Annotated in this window: 13 protein-coding genes; 6 read left to right on the forward strand and 7 right to left on the reverse strand. The window is 69.2% G+C overall.

Features of this window, described 5'->3' with window-relative positions:
* Positions 1 to 44 precede the first annotated feature (44 nt).
* Positions 45 to 2,630 carry an FAD-dependent oxidoreductase gene (locus tag IEY95_RS03675; protein WP_189184331.1) on the reverse strand — a complete coding sequence of 862 codons (2,586 nt, stop codon included), beginning with the start codon at positions 2,628 to 2,630 and terminating at the stop codon, positions 45 to 47.
* 369 nt (positions 2,631 to 2,999) lie between these two features.
* Between IEY95_RS03675 and IEY95_RS03680 the strand changes: the two genes are divergently transcribed.
* Genes IEY95_RS03680 through IEY95_RS03690 form a run of 3 tightly spaced genes read left to right on the forward strand, consistent with a single transcriptional unit; the run spans position 3,000 to position 4,508 of the window.
* Positions 3,000 to 3,722, forward strand: coding sequence for an alpha/beta fold hydrolase (locus tag IEY95_RS03680; RefSeq protein ID WP_189184332.1), 723 nt, complete (start codon positions 3,000 to 3,002; stop codon positions 3,720 to 3,722).
* A gap of 50 nt (positions 3,723 to 3,772) precedes the next feature.
* The gene (locus IEY95_RS03685; RefSeq protein WP_189184333.1) at positions 3,773 to 3,982 is read left to right on the forward strand and encodes a 2TM domain-containing protein; all 210 of its coding nucleotides are present in this window, start codon (positions 3,773 to 3,775) and stop codon (positions 3,980 to 3,982) included.
* A 34-nt stretch (positions 3,983 to 4,016) separates the two neighbouring features.
* Positions 4,017 to 4,508, forward strand: a complete 492-nt coding sequence (locus IEY95_RS03690) for a DUF4188 domain-containing protein (RefSeq protein ID WP_189184334.1) — start codon at positions 4,017 to 4,019, stop codon at positions 4,506 to 4,508.
* A 638-nt stretch (positions 4,509 to 5,146) separates the two neighbouring features.
* Here the strand turns inward: IEY95_RS03690 and IEY95_RS03695 are convergent.
* The 5 genes from IEY95_RS03695 to IEY95_RS03715 form a co-directional block, all read right to left on the reverse strand.
* The gene (locus tag IEY95_RS03695) at positions 5,147 to 7,180 is read right to left on the reverse strand and encodes an oxidoreductase (protein ID WP_189184335.1); all 2,034 of its coding nucleotides are present in this window, start codon (positions 7,178 to 7,180) and stop codon (positions 5,147 to 5,149) included.
* A 21-nt stretch (positions 7,181 to 7,201) separates the two neighbouring features.
* Positions 7,202 to 8,713 (reverse strand): aminobutyraldehyde dehydrogenase, encoded by a 1,512-nt coding sequence (locus IEY95_RS03700; RefSeq protein ID WP_189184336.1) that lies wholly within the window; start codon positions 8,711 to 8,713, stop codon positions 7,202 to 7,204.
* A gap of 82 nt (positions 8,714 to 8,795) precedes the next feature.
* Complete coding sequence (dapA, locus tag IEY95_RS03705) at positions 8,796 to 9,695, reverse strand: 4-hydroxy-tetrahydrodipicolinate synthase (RefSeq protein ID WP_189184337.1); 900 nt, start codon at positions 9,693 to 9,695, stop codon at positions 8,796 to 8,798.
* Positions 9,696 to 9,788: 93 nt separating this feature from the next.
* A complete protein-coding gene (locus tag IEY95_RS03710) occupies positions 9,789 to 11,177 on the reverse strand; it encodes an NAD(P)/FAD-dependent oxidoreductase (protein WP_189184338.1) in 1,389 nt (462 codons plus the stop codon).
* An 87-nt stretch (positions 11,178 to 11,264) separates the two neighbouring features.
* Positions 11,265 to 12,614, reverse strand: a complete 1,350-nt coding sequence (locus tag IEY95_RS03715; RefSeq protein ID WP_229702543.1) for an MFS transporter — start codon at positions 12,612 to 12,614, stop codon at positions 11,265 to 11,267.
* Between the two features lie 308 nt (positions 12,615 to 12,922).
* On the opposite strand from IEY95_RS03715, the gene IEY95_RS03720 reads away from it, so the two are divergent.
* On the forward strand, positions 12,923 to 14,776 hold the full coding sequence (locus IEY95_RS03720; protein WP_189184340.1) for a helix-turn-helix domain-containing protein: 1,854 nt from the start codon (positions 12,923 to 12,925) through the stop codon (positions 14,774 to 14,776).
* A gap of 103 nt (positions 14,777 to 14,879) precedes the next feature.
* Here the strand turns inward: IEY95_RS03720 and IEY95_RS03725 are convergent, their stop codons facing one another.
* On the reverse strand, positions 14,880 to 15,536 hold the full coding sequence (locus IEY95_RS03725; protein WP_229702544.1) for a GntR family transcriptional regulator: 657 nt from the start codon (positions 15,534 to 15,536) through the stop codon (positions 14,880 to 14,882).
* A 108-nt stretch (positions 15,537 to 15,644) separates the two neighbouring features.
* Between IEY95_RS03725 and glyA the strand changes: the two genes are divergently transcribed.
* Complete coding sequence (gene glyA, locus IEY95_RS03730) at positions 15,645 to 16,979, forward strand: serine hydroxymethyltransferase (RefSeq protein WP_189184341.1); 1,335 nt, start codon at positions 15,645 to 15,647, stop codon at positions 16,977 to 16,979.
* Positions 16,980 to 17,068: 89 nt separating this feature from the next.
* A complete protein-coding gene (locus IEY95_RS03735; protein WP_189184636.1) occupies positions 17,069 to 18,274 on the forward strand; it encodes a sarcosine oxidase subunit beta family protein in 1,206 nt (401 codons plus the stop codon).
* Positions 18,275 to 18,286 lie beyond the last annotated feature (12 nt).

An 18,286-nucleotide genomic window follows, 5' to 3' on the forward strand; every position in this document is an offset into this window, starting at 1 on the left:
GCTGTCGACGGGACGGCGCGGACAGTGACCGCGGCCGGCCCGTCCTACTGGCCGATCACCAGGTCCTCGGTGGGCAGTGTCTGGCAGGCCAGCCGCCAGCCCGCCGCCAACTCGTCGGCGGAGAACATCCCCCGGTCGTCGGTCTCGTAGGCGCCGGAGAGCACCCGCACCCGACAGGTACCGCAAGCGCCTTCGCCGCACGACTGGGGCAACGCGACGCCGACGGCGTTGGCGGCGTCAAGGACCGTCTGCCCGGGGCTGCACGGGAACGCCGGGGCACTGCCGACCGTACCGATCATGAACTCGGTGACACCGGCCGCCGCGGCGGCGACGGCGATGGCGTGCGCCTTCTCCCGGCGGGTCTCCTTGCTCCGGCCCGACACGAACGCCTCGGTGTGGATGGCCTCTCGCGGCACCCCCAGTTCTGTCAGGCGGCCGATCAGGTCCTGCATCATGGGCGCCGGCCCGCACAGGTGCACGCGGGTCGTCAGGCCTACGTGGGGCCGCAGCTCGTCCAGACCGATCCGTCCCTCCCGTTCGGTGACGAAGATCGACACCGCCAGCCCCGGCAGCCGGGACCGCAGCGCCGCGATCTCCGGCCCGAACAGCACCTCGTCCTCGGTCCGGTAGCTCGCCAGCAAGACGATCCGCCCCGTGTGACCGGCGTCGGCGGCCGCGAGCAGGACACTCATCAGCGGGGTGATCCCGACGCCCCCGGCGATGAGCAGGAGTGTGTCCGCCTCGGTGCCTGGATCCCAGGTGAACTCACCGTGCGGGCCGCTCACCCGCAACGCCAGCCCAGCCTCCAGTTCCTCATGCAGGAATCCCGAACCCAGGCCGTCCGGCTCGTGCTTCACAGCGATCTCCACGAAGCCGCTCTCCCCGGGGCTGCTGCAGATCGAGTACGACCGTTCGATCGGCTCGACGGCGACGGGCAGGGCGACCTTCACGTACTGCCCGGCGGCGAACGCGAACGGCATCGTGTCCCCGTCCAGGGGTTCGAAGCGGATCCTCCGGACCGTCGGAGTCAGCACCTCGATGCCGGCCACACGCAGATAGCCCTCCCAGGGCGTGGCCGAATCGCGGGCCACCGCGCAGGAACGGATGGCCTGCCACATCGTCCCGAGCTGCCGCGGTTTCAGGACAGCGTTCGCCGCCATCAGCCCGCCCGCCAGCGCCCCCACCACGCCGGACCCCCAGGCATCCTGCCCGGCCACGACGAGGCCCTTGACCGGAGTACGGCATCCCGCCCGAGCCGAGCGCAACCGCTGGGGAGTCGCCGCGAGTCCGTAGAAGGAGCCCAGCACGCTGTGCTGGTAGGTCTCGAACGACAGCGGCGTCGCCAGTTCGGCGAATGCGATCGTCTCCCGGAAGCCGGGCCACCGTGCGTCCAGGCGGGCGATCAGCCGGCCGGTCAGCTCGTCCTTGAACTTCCGGTAGCTGTCCGGCCGGTCGTTCTCGGGCGTCCCGCGCCACTGGTCGACCACCTTCGGATCGACGAGTTCCAGCAGCTCCACCGTGTGGAACCGGGCGGCGGGGTTGTTGAGCGACGCGAACGAGACGTACAGCGTGCCTTCCCCCGGAGGGCGATGAATGCTGTCGTACTCGTCGAGATCCGGCATGAACCAGTGGTTCTCGCCGCGCAGCCCGAACTCGGCCGGCGACCGGTTCAGTCCGAGAAACAGCATGACCGCCGACCGTTCCTCGGGCAGCTCCGTCAGTTCGTGGCTTTTCCCGATCAGGCGGTACGTGTTGCGAACTCCGGCCGCCGAGACAACGGTGTCCGTCCGCACACGGTAGCGGCGCCCGGTGGCGGTGTCCTCGACGTCGACGCCGGCCACCTTGCCGCCCTCGACGACGACCTCATGAACCCTCTGCCGGGAGCGCAGCACCACGCCGTACCGCTGAAGGATCTCCAGAACGACCCGGTTGAGCTCCTGCGGGCCGCCCACGGGATGTGCGGTGCCTTCCATGAAGAAGGTCAGCGGGACCGCCGCGTGATAGCCGAACGCGCTCGATGCCGGCGGAGTGCCGTACAGCCCCCAGCGCGCGGCCAGAACGGCCCGCAGACGCGGATCGTGGAAACTGCGGGAAACCTGGTCCCGCAATGATCGGAACGTCGACGGGAAGAGCCGCTCGACGATGGGCGCACCCGCTTTTCGTACGCCGGCGGGAAACGAGGCGAAGACATTGCGCGCGGCCAGCCCGGCCATGGCCCAGCGAGTGGTCCGGAAGAAGCCGTCGATGGCGTCGGCCTCGGCGGGGAACCGTTCCTTCAGGCGCGCACGGAACCGTTCCTTCGTGGCGGGGACGGCGAACTCGAACTCCGGGAAGTGCATTGCGTCGTAGTCGTCCGGCAGGGGCGAAAGCTGCGCCCGTCCGTCCGTCATGAACCCGAGGAACGGGCCGGCGCTCGCGCTCATGTAATGCAGCCCGGTGCCGAACCGGTATCGCCCGGCGCGGGAGAACTCGTGCGTCATCCCACCGAGCGTGTAGTGCTGTTCGAGGACGAGAACACGCTTCCCGCCGAACTGCGCGATCGTGCGCGCCGCCGCGAGACCGCCCATACCCGACCCGATCACCACCACATCGGCTTCCTCGTCCGACACCATCGGCAACCCCCCAGTCATCTGTCCTCCGAGGCGCCCAGATTGGCCGAACCGGCTTGACGTCGACTGAATGATCAGTGAAGGCCACCCGGAACCAGGTCCCGGTCTCATTCCATTCCCGTCCAGTGCGACGTCGTAGCTTTGCGCCGAGCGTGAGGGTGTGGAGCCGTGTCGTTCTTCGCTGAATTCATCCGCAAACCCACCACGGTCGCCGCGGTCACGCCTCCGGTTCGTCGACCGACGTGTCCGGACACTTCCGGCGGTCGACGTCGCGCCGGCGAACGTTCCCCGCAAGCGGGGTTCGAAGAAGTGGTCGTCAGCCGGACGGTACGGGAGAACCGACACCCGCTCCGGTCCTTGTCGGCCGTCATCCGAAGGAGAGGTTGGTCCATGGTGAGCGGGAAACCGACGATCGTGCTCGTACACGGAGCCTTTGCTGACAGCAGCGGCTTCAACGCCGTCGCCAAGCGGCTTGTCGCCGACGGCTATCCAGTGGTCGCCGCGCCGAATCCACTTCGAGGGCTCACCTTCGACGCGATCCACGTCAAGGCGCTGCTGGACAGCATCGAGGGACCGATCGTGCTGGTCGGGCACTCGTACGGCGGTGCGGTCATCTCCACTGCCGCCGAGGGAAACGCGAACGTGAAGGCACTGGTCTACCTGGCGGCGTTCGTGCCGGAGACGGGCGAGAGCGCGCAAGCACTGGTCGAGCGGTTCCCGGGCAGCACCGTGGGCGAGTCCCTGAAGCCTGTGCCGCTGCCCGACGGACAGGTGGACCTCTACATCGACCCGAAGGTCTTTCATCCCCATTTCGCAGCCGACGTGTCGGCAGAGGAAGCCGCCCTCTACTCGATCACGCAACGCCCGGCCACCGGCGCCGCCCTGGGCGAGCCCGCCACCGGTCCGCAGGCATGGCACACGATCCCGAACTACAACCTGATCAGTGGCGCCGACAGGATCATCCCACCGGCCACGCAGGAGTTCATGGCCCAGCGCTCCGGCGCGAAGACCCAGGTGGTCGAGGGCGCTTCGCACATGGTGTTCGTCTCCCGGCCGGGCGCGACGGTGGCCCTCATCGAGAGGGCCGTAGAGGAGCAGACGCTCCCGCAATAGCACCGCCGGTCATCGCAAGTGCATCGATCCAATGAACCATGGGAGGGAAAATGCAGAAGAGCGAAAGGGCCATGAGGTGGGGCCTGCGGGTCCACTTTCTCTGGTACATCATCGCCAATGTGGCCCAGGTTGTGCTGTGGGCGATTCTCACACCCGACCACTTCCTCTGGCCCTTGTGGTCGATTCTGGGCTGGGGTATCGGGCTGGTGATCCACTTCTGGGTGATTCGTTCGAAGTCCCGATCACTCGTCCGGCCATGACCTGAACCATCGCAAGAAGGGCCAGAGAAGAATCATGTCCGAGAAAGTGATTCCGGGTCGCAACACCGCCGCCGCCGAAGGCGACGTCGTCGTCTTCCACATCGGGCTACGGATCAACCGGCTGCGAGCATTCTCCAGCTGGTTGCCGGCATTTATGTCGATGCCTCGCATGCTCCGTGAACTGTCGCAGGAAAAGACCAGCGGGCTTCTCGGTTACAAGGTGCTCTACGGCAGCCTCCGAGACTTCTACGTCGTCCAGTACTGGTCCGACAAGGAACGGCTCCTCGCCTACGCCCACCAGCAGGACAAGGAGCACCGGCCCGCATGGACGGCGTTCAACCGACGAGCACGTGCCGGGAAGGGTCATGTGGGTATCTGGCACGAGACGTTCATCGTCCCGGCAGGCTCCTACGAATCGGTGTACGTCGACATGCCCGCATACGGCCTCGGCGCCGCGACAGGTGTCGTACCGATCGGTCGGCGCGGCGACACGGCGGCCCAGCGTCTGAGGGCGGCAGAGAGGTAGGCGTCCGTTCCGCGAGGATCGCTCACACTGAACCGCCCTGGCTCGTATGGAGACCACGTGGTCTCCGCACCGCAGTGCACCCGAGTACGAGGGTGTCGGCCAGGCTTGCCGGGCGCCGAGGAGGCGAACGCCGACGTTCCAGGCGCGCGCCGATGGACTACGAGTGGATTTGGAAGCGTACGAGAAGAACAGCCGGCGCCGGGATGAGCCATCCCGGCACCGACCACTTCTATTTCGGCGTTCGGGCCCAGTCGAGCTCGACATCCTCCAGGCGGAAGCAGTGTGGATAACGCACCGCAAGCCAACTCGCAGTCACCGCACCGCCCGCGTCAGGACTCGCACGCCAACACCGCAGATCACGGACCAAGATCCGGACCGGGTGCGGACCAACTCGGCTCAGCAGCAGACGATTCCGCCCTTTGCCGCAGGTCAGAGGTGATGGTGAGCGGGTACCACCAGCAGGCGAAGAACCTCCTGGTGTCTTACTCGCCGCGGAAGCTCGGCTTCTTCTGAAGGCACGGGCAAAGGCGCCTGACCTAGGCTTTTGCCCGTCAGGCGCCTTCCGCTGCACCCGCCCGGAGGAGAGACCGGTGTCTGCTCCGATGCGAGCCCGGCGATGGTGCGTTCGACCCGTGGATTCAGATCGTTCGGCAGAGGCGGGCCGCGTCCAGCATCGCGGCGTGGACGTTTCTGCTCGCCACCGCATCCCCTATGCGGAACAGCTGGAAGGTACCGTCCTCGTTCCGCACCACCGACTGGGGCCGACGGGCGAGCAGGTCCTCCAGGTCTACGGCTCCCAAGTTGCTGGAGGAACCGAGCAGTTCGTCATAGAGTTCCTGGACGGGATCGGTGCCCAACTCGGCCACGACCGCGTCGAAAGTGCGGTGCTCGCGGAACTCGAAGCCGTCCACGCCGAGTTCCGCCGCCAACCCCTGCGGCGTGCCGGTGACCCCGAGCAGCCGTCGCAGGACGGTGATCGTGACGCTGTTCTCCGCCAGTGAGTTGAAGTAGCCGGATGCCGTGAGCGAGCCCACGTCGGGGGAGAGCGTTCGCTCCGGTGTGACGATCTCGACGGTGGCGCCTTCTGCGACGAGGGCCTCCACGGCGTCGAGTGCCTGGTTTCCGCCGTGGTCGTCGTAGACCATCACACGCCCCTGCGGCCGTCGCACCCCCCCGAGCACGTCCCAGGTGTCATGGATCAGACCCGCTCCAGGAATACGGGGCGCCGCAGGAGTGCCACCGGTCGCCACCATGACGACGTCCCAGGCCTGCCGGAGAAGCGCCCGGCCGTCGACGTAGCTGTTCAACGAAATCGGAACGCCCAGACGAGCGAGCTGCTCGGTTCGCCAGTCGATGATGCCGCGCAGGTCGCGGCGGCGCGGGGCCCGTGAGGCAAGCAGCAGCTGTCCGCCCACCTTGTCCGCGGCCTCGAAGAGATGCACGTCGTGACCGCGCTCGGCCAGGACTCTGGATGCCTCCAGGCCGGCGGGTCCGGCGCCCACGACCGCTACGCGCTTTACCACGCTCGCGCGGTCGATGCGCTGAGGGACCTCCAACTCCCGTCCCGTGGAAGGGTTGTGCATGCAGAACGCCGCACCCGAGGCGTAGATGCCGTCGATGCACATGTTGGCGCCGACGCACGGCCGGATCTGGTCCGTACGGCCGTCGCGGACCTTGTTGGGCAGTTCGGGGTCGGCCATCAGCGCCCGCGTCATGCCGACGAGATCGAGGAGGCCCTCGGCGACGGCGTACCGTGCGGTGGCGACGTCGCTGATGCGGGCGGCGTGCATGACCGGGACGGAGAGCTTCTGCCTGATCCGGCCGGCGAACTCCAGGTGCGGGGAGGCCGGGGTGGACATCGGCGGGATCGTGCGGGCCAGGTCGGCGTCTGTGCCGATCGAGCCCTTGATGAGGCTGATGAAGTCGATGCCGGCCTCGGTGATGTCCTGGGCGATGCGCAGCGCCTCGTCGGTCTCCAGACCGCCCTCGCGCTCCTCGTCGAAGGTCATGCGCGCGCCGATCACGAAGTCGGGGCCCACTGCTTCCCGTACGGCGCGGATGACCTGGAGCGGGTAGCGCATGCGGTTCTCGTACGAGCCGCCGTACTCGTCGTCGCGGTGATTCCAGAACGGCGTCCAGAACGAGTCCAACAGGTGGCCCCACGCCATGAGTTCGATGCCGTCGAGGCCCGCGGACCGACATCGCTGGGCGACGACCACGAAGTCCTTCAGCACCCGGTCCAGGTCCCACTGCTCGGCCGCCTTGGTGAACGCGCGGTGCGCGGGTTCGCGGACGTTGCTCGCCGAGATGGCCGGGAGCCAGTGGTCGGTGTAGTTGCTGGTGCGGTGGCCGAGATGGGTGAGCTGGGTCATCACGGCCGCGCCCTGCTCGTGGACCTCGTCGGCGAGGCGGCGCAGCCAGGGCTCCGCCTCGTCCTTCCAGAGCTGGAGGTTGCCGAAGGCGGGCGCGCTGTCCCGGCTGACCAGCGCGCTGCCTCCGATCATGGTCAACGCGACGCCGCCCCGGGCCTTTTCGACGTGGTAGGCCCGGTAGCGGTCCTTGGGCAGGCCGTCCTCGCTGTAGGCGGGTTCGTGGGACGTGCTGACGATACGGTTGCGCAGGGTCAGGTTCTTCATGACGAACGGACTCATCAGGGGATCGTTGACGCTCATCCCACACCTCCCAGGGGTTTTTCAGCGGCCGTGGTGGTGCATGACGTGCTTGGTGCGCGAGTAGTCGTCCAGCGCGTAGATCGACAGGTCACGGCCGTAGCCGGAGCCCTTGAAGCCGCCCCAGGGGACTTCGCTGGACAGCACCAGATGGGAGTTGACCCAGACGGTTCCGAAGTCGAGGCGGGCCGCGATGTCGTGGCTGCGGCGGGCGTTCTCGGTCCACACCGATGCCGAGAGGCCGAGGGGGACGTCGTTGGCCCGCCGTACCGCCTCCTCCTCGTCGGTGAAGGTCTCGACCGTGATCACCGGGCCGAAGATCTCCTCGTGGGCTGCCTCGGCTCCTTCAAGCACGTCGACCAGGACGGTCGGGGCCACGAAATAGCCCGGTCCGTCGACGGCCCCGCCTCCGACGGCCACCCGCACGCCCTCCTTCTTCGCCCGCTCCAAGTACCCGGTGACCCGTTCGAAGTGGGCCTTCGAGACCATCGGGCCGACCTCGACGTCCTCACCGGCGGCAGGCTCGCCGACGATCAGTTCCCGTACTTCGCCGACGAGTTGCTCGACGAACCGTTCGGCGACCGACTCGTGGACGAGGACACGGCAGGCGGCCCCGCACTCCTGGCCCGAGTTCCAGAAGCCCGCGACGCGCAACGCCGATGCCGCGGCCGCCAGATCGGCGTCCTCGAAGACCACCACCGGTGCCTTGCCGCCGAGTTCGAGGTGGACGCGCTTGAGGCTCTCGGCGGCGGCACGGGCGACGGCACGGCCGCTGTTGACCGAGCCGGTCAGGGCGATCATGTTCACGTCCGGGTGCTCGGCGAGCCGGGCACCTACGGTCGCCCCGTAGCCGTTCACCACGTTCAGCACACCGGCAGGCAGAAGATCGGCGACGAGCTCGGCGAACTTCAGGGTGGTCAGCGGGGTCTGCTCGGAGGGCTTGAGGACCAGGGTGTTGCCCGCGCCGAGGATGGGGGCGATCTTCCAGGCCGCCATGAGCAGCGGGTAGTTCCACGGGGTGACCACACCGATCACGCCCAGCGGTTCGCGCAGCATGACCGACAGGTGGTCCTCGACGTAGTCGCCGGCGGCCAGGGAAGTGGTCGCGCGCACCGCACCGGCCATGAAGCGGAAGGTGTCCACGGCCTGGCCGACGTCGTCCGTCGACACCGCAAGCGGCTTGCCGGTGTTCGCCGACTCCAGCCTGCTCAGGAGCTCGGTGTGCTCGGCCAGCCGGTCGGCGACGGCGTGCAGCAGCTCCGAGCGCTCCTTGGGAACGAGCCGGGACCACCCGGCCTTGGCCTGGAGAGCGGCACTGACCGCTCGGTCGATGTCTTCGGCGGTGCCCTCGGGGATGCGGGCGATGACGTTCTCCGTACAGGGGTCGACCACGTCGACGACGCGCTCGGTTGAGCCCTCGGCGAAGGTCCCGTCGATGAAGTGGCGGGCCGGAGGAAGGTCTGCCGCGGTGATCAGGGGGCGTACGTCGGTCACGCGTCGAACGGTGGCCGTCGAGACGGCGGCGTCAGTGGTCATGATCAGTGACTCCTTGGTGTGAGAGGGCCGGCCAGTCGACGCTGCGGGAACGGACGTCGTGCTCGTCGAGGAATCGCATGGTTCAGTGAGCGGCCGTCAGTGACGGCAGTGCCTCCACCAGGGAGGCGATCCTGGCGGTGGTGTCGGCATCGAGCCCAAGGAGCGGTTCACGCGGCTCGCCGACGGGGAACCCGGTCGCGTTCAGGGCCGCCTTGACGGCCGGGATGAACGGGGCGGACATGATCGCGTCCATCAGCGGGTAGATCCGCGCCCACTCGGCCCGCGCCCGGTCGAGGTCGCCGGAGGTCAACGCGCGGTGGATCGAGACGAGTTCGGCCGGCATCACGTTTGCGGTCCCGGCCATCACACCCGCGGCGCCCTCGGTGATCGCCTGGAGCAGCAGGCTGTCCCAGCCGATGAAGGTGGAGATGACGTCGCCGTGACGGTGGATCAGCTGCCCGGCCTGGCCCATGTCGGCGCTGGTGTCCTTGATGTACAGGATGTTGTCGACCTCGCGGGCCAGCTGCCCGACGGTGTCCGGGTCGAGGTTGACGCCGGTGGCCCCGGGCAGGTTGTAGAGCATGATCGGGATGTCCACGGCGTCGGCGACCGTACGCAGGTAGCGCAGCGTCTCGTCCAGCGTGAGCGGCTCGTAGTACGGAGTGACCACCATCAGGACCGAAGCCCCGGCGTCCTGCGCGTGCCGGGAGAGTTCGACCGCTTCCCGGGTGCTCAGCGCACCGGTCTGCGCGATGACCGGCACACGTCCGGCCGCCTGGTCGACGACGGTCTCGATGATCTGGCGCCGTTCCGCTCCGGTCATCGCCGCGAACTCACCTGTGGAACCGCAGGCCACCACGCCGTCCACGCCGCCGTCGATGCTGCGATCGACGAGGCGGCGCAGTGTCTTGTCGTCGATCCGCCCTTCCGACGCGAAGGGGGTGGCGAGGGCGGTCAGGACACCGCTCAGCTGTGCAGACATGCTCAAGTCTCCTTAGGGGGTGCGGGTTTACGCAGCGGTGGGCGCCGACGCGTTCGGGATTCAGGCCAAGATGCGCGTCGACACGCACGGGGTTTACGGCGCCGTGTGCGCCGACGCCAGGTCGCGCCGCGCGGTCTGCCGGCCGGTGGCCAGCAGGCTCCGCACCTCCTGGGCGGCGGACAGTCCGGACGAGATCGCGGTCTCGGTGTAGAGGGTGCCGAGGTAGTCACCGGCCAGGAACACGCGGTCGCCGCGCCGGGTCAGGGTCTGCTGGAGCTTGCCGCGGCCGGGGAAGCAGTACGGCGCTCCCGTGGGCCAGCGCTGCACCTCGGCCTCGACGACGTGGTCGGAGAAGCCGGGCAGCACCTGGTCGAGGTCGTCGAGGTAGATCCGGCGGATCTTGTCGTCGTCGTGCTCCAGCAGTTCGCGGGCCAGGCTGCCCGGCGAGAAGGTCATGATGCTGCTGCCGGGCCGGCGCTCATGGGCGTAACCGTGCACGACGTTCGACATGTTGAGCGCGACGTTGAAGGACCGCTTCGGCGTGGCGATGCCGTAGGCGTCGTCCCAGACCTGGCGGCCCGTCTCGTCGGAGAGGAAGGCCGCGCTGACGTAGGGCCCGTACACGACCTTCGACAGGGCCTCGCGGACGTCACGGTCGAGGTCGACCGCGACGCGGTGGCTGACGGTCGCGGGCGTGGCGAGGACCACGTAGCGCGCCTCGACCTCCTGCTCGACGCCGTCCTGGCGGTAGCGGACGACGACCGAGTCCTTCTTGTGGACGATCTCGTCGACGGACGCGTTCAGCCGCACCCGGTCCCCGAGGGCCGCCGCGATGGACTCGGTGAGGGTGGACGGGCCGCCGAGGATGCTCTGGGACAGGCCGGCGCCGATGTTCCACACGAGGCTGAAGTAGCCGACGCCGGCGCCCGCCGAGAGCTGGTCGATATCGGCGGCGGAACGGGTCACCGTCGGCTTGAAGAGGGCTTCGGCGTCCTCGGGGAGGTCGCCGATGAAGTCCTTGAAGGAGCGGTCGTTCATGAAGTCGTAGATCCGCTGCTGGCGTTGGGCCTCGGTCTCGCCCCGCCGCCGGCCCACGATCCGGGCGTAACGCGCCACCTGGACCGCGACCTTGGCGCCCGCCTTGACCATGCCGATCCGCGATTCCATCGACATGGGGATGCGGAACGGGTAGCTCTCCACGCGGCCCTTGAGCAGCAGCTTGCCGTTCATCGACAGCCCGGCCAGCGAGCCGGGCACCGGGACCGAGTCGACGCCGGTGTTGTTCAGCAGCCACGAGGTCGCCGAGTCACCGCCCGCGTAGACGTGTCCGCCCCAGTTCATCCAGTACGGTCCGCGGCGCTCCGAGCGGATGCGTCCGCCGATCCGGCTCTCGGATTCGAGCAGGAGCGTGTCCCAGTGCCGCAGTCGCCAGCCGGCGGCCAGGCCTGCGATGCCGCCGCCTACGATCACGACGTCTTTCATGGAAAACCTCCTGAACAGTTACGGGTGAAGAGCTCGAGCCGCCCGGGCCCCCAGCGGGTGGGGGCCCGTTGCGACGGTCGGTGACGGTCAGACGGCCGCGGGACGCTCGGCGGCGGCGACGTCCGTCCGGGGCGTCAGCGCGGCGGCCTCGTGCAGGGCCATGCCACGCGTCTCCGGCGCCCACAGGACGGAGACGACGGCGCCCACGGCGTTGATGGCGGCGGCCGCGATCATGGTGCCGCCGATGCCCCAGCCGGTCAGGGCCATGGGGACGAGGTAGGTGCCGACGGCGGCGCCGATACGGCTGGCGGATGAGGCCAGGCCCACGGCGGAGCCGCGCACCTCGGTCGGGAACAGCTCGTTCGGGTAGATCCACTGAAGGATCTGGGTGCCGCCAATGATGAGCGCGTACACGGCGAAGAGCACCATGATCACGGCCGCGGGGGCGCCGGGGAAGACGCCGAGGAGCAGCAGTGCCAGGCCCGACCAGACGAAGCTGTGGATGACCAGGGGACGCCGGCCGATGCGGTTCACGAACAGCAGGGCGATCACACAGCCGATGAGGAACATGACCGTGATCAGGGCGGAGCCGACGTTGGCCAGCGAGCCTTCCAGCTTGAGGGCGCCCAGGATCTTCGGGCCGAAGGCGTAGATGGCGAAGAGCGGGACGATGGAACAGGTCCAGAAGACGGAGATGTAGAGCATCCGCCCGCCGTAGCCTGCCCGCAGGATCGCCTTGAGGTCGACGTTCTCGCGCTCCTCCGCCTCGTCCGGCAGGTCGGCGATCGTCGCCTCGGGACCGTAGACCTTCTTCAGGACGGCCTCGGCCTCCTCGACGCGCCCCTTGTTCGCCAGCCAGCGCGGGGACTCGGGGGTGCCGAGGCGCAGCAGCACGATGACCGTCGCGGGCAGCGCCGCGCTGGCGAGCATCCATCGCCAGCCGTCGTCGCCGGTCTGGAGGAGCAGCTCGCCCACGATGTAGGCCACGGCGGCGCCGACGAACCACATGACGACCAGGCCGCCAAGCAGCGGTCCCCGGTAGCGGCGCGGTGTGAACTCGGCAAGCAGCGAGGTCGCGATCGGGTAGTCCGCGCCGACCGCCATGCCGATCAGCAGCCGCAGGACGAACAGCCACACCGGGTCGTTCGCCCAGAACTGGGCGACGGAACAGCCGATGATGGCGACCAGGTCGATCGTGTAGAGCACCTGGCGGCCGAACTTGTCCGTGAGATAGCCGCCCACGAACGCGCCGAGGAAGATGCCGATCAGCGCGGACGCGCCGATCAGTCCCTCGGCGGACGACGACAGATCCAGCTGCGGCGAGATCTGCACCATGGCCACGCCGATGATGCTCAGGACATAGCCGTCGAGGAACGGACCCCCGGAGGAGTACAGGGCGAGCTTCTTGTGGAAACGCGACAGTGGCGCGTCATCCACTCGGTTTCCTGCGTTTACGGTCATCACAGCCTCCGGGAGCGGTACCCGGACATGCCTGTTTCAGGGTAGGTCCGGGCCAGGTCGGGGTTTGATGTGCTGGTGCGCGAACTCGTGTGCTGCCCGGCGGGTGTGGGGGTCGGGCCGGGGCTCGCCGATCAAGACGAACTCGCGGTTTCGCGGGGACGCCGGCGGCGTGGCCACCGGATGGCTTCGAAGTATGTGAAGGCGTGGCCCGGCCAACAATGCCCCCGTCACGGCACCCGGCACGGGGCTGTTACCGAGTCATAAGTTCGGCTACGGTTCCCGGCATGGCCGGCCGTCCCCGCGATGCCGTGGTCCTCACCGAGGACGAACGCACCGAACTGATCCAGTGGTCCCGCAGCCGCACCTGCTCACAGGCCCGTGCCCTGCGCGCCCGGATCGTGCTGGCGTGCGCGGAGGAGCCCACCAACAGCGATGTGGCCAAGCGCCTCGGCGTCTCCCGCGACATGGTCGGCACATGGCGCACGCGCTTCCTGGCCGACCGGCTGGCCGGCCTGGACGAACAGCCTCGCCCCGGCCGGCCTCCCACGGCCGACGACGACACCGTCGCGCATGTACTCGTCCGCACGCTGACGCCTCCCCCGCCGGACGCCCGGCAGACCTGGTCGACCCGTTCCATGGCGGCCGAGACCGGCCTGAGTCAGAGCACGGTGAGCCGGATCTGGCGGACCTACCGCATCCAGCGGCCGGACCGCCTCACGGCCGGGCCGCGCCGGGCGTACTCCCTGCCGGACCGCGCCGAAGAGGTGGTGGGCCTGTTCATCGCCCCACCGGTGTGCGTCCTCGCGGTGACCACGCCGGCAGGACGAGGCGGCGGCGCACGCACGTCCGTGGCAACCGACGCGAGCCGGCTGTTCGGCAAGGACCGGGAACCGTCCCATGTACTGGCCGTGGCCTGCGCGTTCGCGGCCCTGCGCGGCCCGCAGTGCGGCGAGAAGGCGGCCGGGACGGACGACTCCGCGGTGCGCTCGTTCGTGGAGCAGGCGAGGTCGGCAGCGGGGGGCGGCACCAGCGTGCACCTGCTGGCGTACGGCCTGTCCGCACAGGCGTGCGCGCCCCTCGACGGCCCGGACCATGCCGCGTCTCCGCGCCTGCACGTGCACCACGCACCCGGTCCGGAGGAATGGACCGACGAGGCTCAGCGCCTCCTCGCCGCCGACGGCCATGCCCTTCGGGAGACGGCACCCGACGTTCCCCGGCTCCGCGACGCGCTGCTGACCTGGTCAAGCACCTGGACCCCCTCCGCGGCCCCCTTCACGCGGATCGCCGCTCCGCGCCCGTCGTACGACGCTCCCGCCATCTGCGGCCCTGACAGTGACTCGAACGTCGAGGATGTGCGCGCCCGCGACCCCCAGGCCCTGCTCGGCGCGGCGGAGATCACATCGGCCGACGTGTCTCCCGGTGCGCCCATCACCACTGATCCCGCTGTCGGTCTGTTGCGTGAAGCCCTCTTGACCGGCGGCTACCGGCCGGGGGACCGCGTCCTGGAGGCGCCGCTGGCGCTCCGTCTCGGCCTGTCCCGTCGTGGTGTGCGCGCCGCACTGCACGCGCTGGCCGAGGAGGGCATGCTCGACCTGCTGCCCGGCGGTGCGACGGCGATCCCCGCCGTCACGGCGAAGGACGTGCTGGACCTCTACGCCCTGCGCGCGAGTCTGGGTGCGCTGCTCATGCGCCGGATCGCCATGCTGGGCCGCGAGAACCTCGCTCCGGCCTCGGCAGCGCTGGCGGAGGTACGTGCCGCCGCCCGGGACAACGACCATCTCCGCATCCGTGAAGTGGACTTGCGGTACCAGGACGCACTCGCTCGCATCGCGGACCTTCCGCAGGCGGCCGGTACCTTCGAACGCCTCACGGCCCGTCTGCGCATGTTCGTCAACGTCCTGGACATGGACTACAGCCAGGCCTGCGACACCATCGCGAACGAGGACAGCGCCGTCCACGACGCCTTGCGCGACGCCGACGGGAACGAGGCGGCCCGCCTGTGGCGGGTGAAGATCGAACGCTGCGTCCGCTACATGATCGCCCAGCTGCCCGAGGACGACGCCGCGCCCTATCTGTGGACCACGTTGGCGGGCAGGCCCCGTATGCGCCCAGGGGAACCGCGGGGCGCGGCGCACTGAAGCAGAGGCGCTGAAGCGGAGGCGCTGAAGCAGAGGCACTGAAGCTGAGGGCCAAGGCGGCCCGGCTCGCCGACGGGCGAGGACCTCCGGCGCGTGCCGCGGCTCAGATCACGCCGCGGATCGCCGCCTCGAACCCCTCCACGTGTCCCGCGGCAAGAGCCGCGGCCTTCTCCGCGTCGCCGTCGATGACGGCGCGCAGCAGGGGCCCGTGCTCGTGCACGTGACCCGCGAGGCCGGGGAGCCGGTCGAGGAACAGACACCAGATCCGCGTGGCCAGGTTGTCGTACCTGATCAGGGTGTCTTCCAGATAGGGATTCCGGGTCGCGGCGTAGATGGCGCGGTGCACGGCCATGTCGAGCCGGATCAGGCCCGTACCGCCGTCGGACACGTCCGCCAGCCGGGACAGGAGCCGGTCGAGGTCGGCGCGGTCGCTCTGGCCGGCGCGCTGGGCGGCCATCCGCGCGGCGAGGGGCTCCAGTTGCTCCCGGACCTCCGAGATGTGTCCGAGGTCGGCGATCTGGACCTCGGTGGCGAAGGTTCCGCGCCGGGGGTAGGCGACGATGAGGCGCTCGTGCTCCAGACGCTTGAGGGCCTCCCGGACCGGTGTACGACCGAAGCCGAGTTCGGCGGCGATCCGCTCGTCGTTGATGGGCTCACCGGGGCGGATCTGGAGGGTCACCAGGCGGTCCGAGATGGAGCGATAGGCCTGATCAGCCAGCGTTCCACCGCCCTGGTCACCAGCGATGGTCGACGCGGTCACTCGAATTCCTCCCTTGACGCGAGCCGATCGGGGCTCTTAGCGTAGCGCAACAGCAGGTTGATATATCAGTCGCATTTCAGTCGGTCCCCAGATCCCCAGGGAGTTCTGATGACTGCCCACACCCCCGACCGGCAAGTGGCCCGATCCGCGGTGCTCAGCGCCCGGCTCGACGACTTCGACCCGGAGATCGCCACCGCGATCGGCGCGGAACTGGCCCGGCAGCGCGGCACCCTGGAGATGATCGCGAGCGAGAACTTCGCGCCGCTCGCGGTCATGCAGGCCCAGGGCTCGGTGCTGACCAACAAGTACGCCGAGGGCTACCCCGGACGCCGCTACTACGGCGGCTGCGAGCACGTCGACGCCGTCGAGCAGATCGCGATCGACCGCATCAAGCAGTTGTTCGGAGCCGAGGCCGCCAACGTGCAGCCCCACTCCGGCGCGCAGGCCAACGCCGCTGTCATGGCCGCTCTGCTCCAGCCCGGCGACACGATCCTGGGCCTGGACCTGGCCCACGGCGGCCACCTCACCCACGGCATGCGGCTCAATTTCTCCGGGCGCCTGTACAAGGTGGCGGCCTATCAGGTCGGCGAGGACGACCACCGCGTCGACATGGAGCAGGTCCGCAAGCTCGCCCACGAGCACCGGCCGAAGCTGATCGTGGCCGGCTGGTCGGCCTACCCCCGGCAGCTCGACTTCGCGGAGTTCCGTCGCATCGCGGACGAGGTCGGCGCCTACCTGATGGCCGACATGGCCCACTTCGCGGGTCTGGTGGCCGCCGGTCTGCATCCTTCGCCCGTGCCGCACGCCCACGTCGTGACCACGACCACCCACAAGACCCTCGGCGGCCCTCGCGGCGGGGTGATCCTGTCCACCGCCGAACTCGCCAAGAAGATCAACTCCGCGGTCTTCCCGGGCCAGCAGGGCGGCCCCCTCGAACACGTCATCGCGGCGAAGGCCGTGGCCTTCAAAATGGCCGCACAGCCGGAGTTCGCGGACCGTCAGCGCCGCACCCTGGAAGGGGCGGCGATCCTGGCCGAGCGGCTGCTGGCCGAGGACACGAAGGCGGCCGGAGTCAGCGTGCTGACCGGCGGCACCGACGTACACCTGGTCCTGGTGGACCTGCGCCACTCCGAGCTCGACGGGAAGCAGGCCGAGGACCGGCTGCACCGGATCGGCATCACCGTCAACCGCAACGCCGTCCCCTTCGACCCGCGCCCGCCGATGATCAGCTCCGGCGTCCGCATCGGCACCCCGGCGCTGGCCGCGCGCGGCTTCGGTACGGAGGAGTTCACGGAGGTCGCCGACATCGTCGCCACGGCCTTCCTGCCCGGCTTCGACGACCAGGTCGCCGCCGCGCTGCGCCGCCGCGTCCAGGTCCTGACCGACCGCTTCCCGCTGTACCCCGTCGACCCGCAGCTCGTGGCCGAGGAGGCTGCCCAGTGATAGGCCCGCGCGACAACGCCCCCGCCCGCCCGTCTCCCACCACCACCCTCAATCGAGCTTCGCGCCCCTCTGCCGGGCCCGGCGACGCCCTGCCCGACCACCCCGACTTCCTGTGGCGCAACCCCGACCCCAAGCCGTCGTACGACGTCGTCGTCGTCGGCGGCGGCGGACACGGCCTGGCCACGGCCTACTACTTGGCCAAGAACCACGGCGTCACCAACATCGCGGTGCTGGAGAAGGGCTGGCTCGCGGGCGGCAACATGGCCCGCAACACCACGATCATCCGCTCCAACTACCTCTGGGACGAGAGCTCCGGCATCTACGAGCACTCCCTCAAGCTCTGGGAGACCCTCGAAGAGGACCTCGACTACCCCATCCTGTTCAGCCAGCGCGGTGTGCTCAACCTCGCCCACAGCCTTCAGGACATCCGCGACAGCAAGCGCCGTGTCTATGCCAACCAGCTCAACGGCATCGACGCCGAGTGGCTGGAGCCGGAAGAGGTCGCCAAGGTCTGTCCCATCGTCAACATCTCGCCCGACGTGCGGTATCCGGTGCTCGGCGCCACGTATCAGCCGCGCGCGGGTATCGCCAAGCACGACTACGTGGCCTGGGGCTTCGCCCGCAAGGCCGACGCGTACGGCATCGACTTGATCCAGGACTGCGAGGTCACCGGCCTCGATATCGTCGACGGCCGGGTACGCGGAGTGCGGACGACTCGCGGCGACATCGCCGCCGGCAAGGTCGCGCTCGCCGCCGCGGGCCACTCCTCCGTACTGGCCGCCATGGCGGGTCTGCGGCTACCGCTCCAGAGCCACCCGTTGCAGGCCCTGGTGTCCGAGCTGTTGGAGCCCGTGCACCCGACCGTGGTGATGTCGAACGCCGTCCACGTGTACGTCTCTCAGGCGCACAAGGGCGAGCTGGTCATGGGCGCCGGCATCGACAGTTACAACGGCTACGGACAGCGCGGCGCGTTCCACATCCTGGAGCGCCAGATGGCCGCCGCCCTGGAGCTGTTCCCCGTCTTCGCCCGCGCCCACATGCTGCGCACCTGGGCCGGCATCGTCGACACCACCCCGGACGCCTCCCCCATCGTCGGCCTGACCCCCGTCGAGAACCTCTACCTCAACTGCGGCTGGGGCACCGGCGGTTTCAAGGCCACCCCGGGCGTCGGCTGGTGCTTCGCGCACACCGTCGCCACGGGCGAACCGCACCCCTACAACGCGCCCTTCACGCTCGACCGCTTCACCACCGGCGCTCTGGTCGACGAGCACGGCGCGGCCGCCGTAGCCCACTAGCCGTCGCCCACC

The sequence above is a fragment of the Streptomyces albiflavescens genome, assembly GCF_014645835.1.
In the GTDB taxonomy this organism is placed as follows: domain Bacteria; phylum Actinomycetota; class Actinomycetes; order Streptomycetales; family Streptomycetaceae; genus Streptomyces; species Streptomyces albiflavescens.